General features: G+C 69.6%; 3 protein-coding genes and 1 pseudogene. 3 read left to right on the top strand and 1 reads right to left on the bottom strand.

Annotated features, from left to right (window positions below; genetic code table 11):
• Together badH and badI are read left to right on the top strand one after the other, a co-directional pair.
• Nucleotides 1–685: 2-hydroxycyclohexanecarboxyl-CoA dehydrogenase (badH, locus tag JWP65_RS01010; RefSeq protein ID WP_299759489.1), on the top strand; the 685-nt coding region annotated here is incomplete at its 5' end.
• Nucleotides 686–722: 37 nt separating this feature from the next.
• Nucleotides 723–1,505: a 2-ketocyclohexanecarboxyl-CoA hydrolase gene (gene badI, locus JWP65_RS01005; RefSeq protein ID WP_299759487.1), complete on the top strand. Its 783-nt coding sequence runs from the start codon at nucleotides 723–725 to the stop codon at nucleotides 1,503–1,505.
• A gap of 37 nt (nucleotides 1,506–1,542) precedes the next feature.
• On the opposite strand, the gene mnmA is transcribed toward badI, so the two are convergent.
• Nucleotides 1,543–2,649: a tRNA 2-thiouridine(34) synthase MnmA gene (gene mnmA, locus JWP65_RS01000; RefSeq protein ID WP_299759485.1), complete on the bottom strand. Its 1,107-nt coding sequence runs from the start codon at nucleotides 2,647–2,649 to the stop codon at nucleotides 1,543–1,545.
• A 32-nt stretch (nucleotides 2,650–2,681) separates the two neighbouring features.
• Between mnmA and JWP65_RS00995 the strand changes: the two are divergent.
• A pseudogene (locus tag JWP65_RS00995) lies at nucleotides 2,682–3,149 on the top strand (hypothetical protein); the annotation flags it as partial.

The following is a 3,149-nucleotide window of genomic DNA, read 5'->3' as shown; positions in this document are numbered from 1 at the left end:
CGAAGGCGCGCGGGTCGCCGTCTGCGACCTCGACCAGGCAGCAGCCGAGAAGGTCGCCGGCGCGATCCGCACCGAAGGCGGGCAGGCCCGGGCCTTGCGCTGCGACATCACCGACCGCGCCAGCGTCGACGCCGCGGTGGCCGAGACCGAACGCGCGCTCGGTCCGATCGACGTGCTGGTCAACAACGCCGGCTGGGACGTCTTCAAGCCGTTCACCAAGACAGAACCGGCGCAGTGGGACCGGCTGATCGCGATCAACCTGACCGGCGCACTGCACATGCACCACGCGGTGCTGCCCGGCATGGCGGCGCGCAGGCGCGGGCGCATCGTCAACATCGCGTCCGATGCGGCGCGCGTCGGCTCGTCGGGCGAGGCGGTCTACGCGGCCTGCAAAGGCGGCCTGGTGGCGTTTTCCAAGACCATCGCCCGCGAGCACGCGCGCCACGGGATCACCGTCAACGTCGTCTGTCCGGGGCCGACCGACACCGCCCTGTTCGCCGACTACAAGCAAGGCGCGGGCAATCCCGAAAAGCTGATGGAAGCCTTCACGCGGGCCATTCCGCTGGGCCGCATCGGCCAGCCCGGCGACCTGCCCGGCGCCGTGCTGTTCTTCGCCAGCGACGACGCGGCCTACGTCACCGGCCAGGTGCTCAGCGTCTCCGGCGGCCTGACGATGGCCGGCTGATCCGGCATCCACTTTCAAGGACCAAGGAGCAAGAACCATGGACTTCCAGGAGATCCTCTACGAGATCCGCAACGGCGTCGCCTGGATCACCATCAACCGCCCGGAGAAGATGAATGCCTTTCGCGGCACCACCTGCGACGAGTTGATCAAGGCGCTGAACAAGGCCGGCTACGACCGCGAGGTCGGCTGCATCGTGCTGGCCGGCGCCGGTGACCGCGCCTTCTGCACCGGCGGCGACCAGTCGGCGCACGACGGCAACTACGACGGCCGCGGCACCATCGGGCTGCCCATGGAGGAGCTGCACACGGCCATCCGCGACGTGCCCAAGCCGGTGATCGCGCGGGTGCAGGGCTTCGCCATCGGCGGCGGCAACGTGCTGTGCACGATCTGCGACCTGACCATCTGCTCGGACAAGGCGATCTTCGGCCAGGTCGGCCCCAAGATGGGCTCGGTGGATCCCGGCTACGGCACCGCCTTGCTGGCCCGCGTGGTGGGCGAGAAAAAGGCGCGCGAGATCTGGTACCTGAACCGCCGCTATTCGGGCGAGCAGGCGGTCGCCATGGGGCTGGCGAACATCTGCGTGCCGCACGAGGAGCTGGACGCGACGGTGCAGCAGTGGGCCGAGGAGATCTGCGAACGCAGCCCCACGGCCATCGCCATCGCCAAGCGCAGCTTCAACATGGACACGGCGCACCAGGCCGGCATCGCCGGCATGGGCATGTACGCGCTCAAGCTGTTCTACGAGACCGAGGAATCGCGCGAAGGGGTGGCCGCGCTGAAGGAAAAGCGCAAGCCGCAGTTTCGCAAGTTCGCCAAGTAGCCGCGCCAGGAGCCCGACCAGCAGAGCCTTCCTTGCGTCAGCCCCGTGCGCCGGAGATCACCCCGCCGCCCAGGCACACCTCGCCGTCGTACAGCACCGCCGATTGCCCCGGCGTCACGGCCCATTGCGGTTCGGTGAAGGCGAGCGCGAAGCGGCCGTCGGCGGGGGACAGCGTGCAGGGCGCATCGGCCTGCCGGTAGCGCGTCTTGGCCGCATAGGCGCCCGGCGCCGGCGCCACGCCCGCGCACCAGCTGGTGTCGTCGGCTTGCAGCGCGGCGGACAGCAGCCATGGATGGTCGTGGCCCTGCACCACCCACAAGGTGTTGTTGTCCATGTCCTTGCGCGCCACGAACCAGGGCGCATGGTCGCCGCCGCCGCGCTGCGCGCCCTTGACCTTGACGCCGCCGATGCCCAGCCCCTGGCGCTGCCCCAAGGTGTAGAAACTCAGGCCCTGGTGCTGGCCGAGCACGCGGCCGCGTTCGTCCTTGATCGGCCCCGGTTCCTTGCTGATGTAGCGGTTCAGAAATTCGCGGAACGGCCGCTCGCCGATAAAGCAGATGCCGGTGGAGTCTTTCTTCTTCGCGTTCGGCAGCTTCAATTCCTCGGCGACGCGCCGCACCTCGGTCTTGCGCAGCTCGCCGACCGGGAACAGGGTTTTCGCCAGCTGCTGCTGGTTCAGCCGGTGCAGGAAGTAGCTCTGGTCCTTGCTCTCGTCCAGGCCCTTGAGCAGCTCGAAGCGACCTGCGCGCTCGCGCACCCGGGCGTAGTGGCCGGTGGCGATCTTCTCGGCGCCCAGTCGCATCGCGTGGTCGAGGAAGGCCTTGAACTTGATCTCGGCGTTGCACAGCACGTCGGGGTTGGGCGTGCGTCCGCCCTGGTATTCGCGCAGGAATTCGGCGAACACCCGGTCCTTGTAGTTGGCGGCGAAGTTGACGTGCTCGATCTCGATGCCCAGCACGTCGGCCACGGCGGCGGCGTCCACGAAGTCGACGTTGGACGAGCAGTACTCGCTGTCGTCGTCGTCTTCCCAGTTCTTCATGAAGATGCCGACCACCTCGTGGCCCTGCTGCTGGAGCAGGGCGGCACTGACGGCGGAATCGACCCCGCCGCTCAAACCGACGACGACGCGGGACTTGCGATGCATGTGTGCGATTATCCCAGCGCACCATTTCCCCCATGCTCGACCGGCCCACCTCCCGGGCGCTGCCCCGCCAGCGCATGTCTCCCGCGGCCCTGGCCGCCACCGGGGCGCTTCACGTCGCCCTGGTCTGGCTGCTGCTGCAGCACACGCCGCTGCAGCAGGTGGTGCGCTCCGTGGTCTGGCAGACGGTGCGGCCGGCGCAGCCGCCGCCGGCGAGCACCGCTTCTGCCAACTCCACGCGCTCCGCCAGCAGCCGCGCCATCAGCCCCGGCGCCGGACGCGGCGCGGCGGCCGACGAGCCGCCACTGTTGGCCACCCGGCCGGAGTCGAGCCTGCCGCTGGAAACCACGCTGCAACTGCCGGACACCTTGCAGCCGGCGCGGCCGAAGGCGCGCCGGCAGCGCCGCCAGCAAGCCCGCCAGGAGGCGGCGCAGACCGCCGCGCCGCAGCCTGCCTTGCGTTCGGAAAGCCAGCTGAGCCCGCCGGCGCCGCCGCAAGCCGCG

The sequence above is a fragment of the Ramlibacter sp. genome (assembly GCF_028292805.1).
Classification (GTDB): domain Bacteria; phylum Pseudomonadota; class Gammaproteobacteria; order Burkholderiales; family Burkholderiaceae_C; genus Ramlibacter.
The sequence above is the reverse complement of the archived record's forward strand: the minus strand, read 5'-3'. Positions and strand labels throughout refer to the sequence as shown.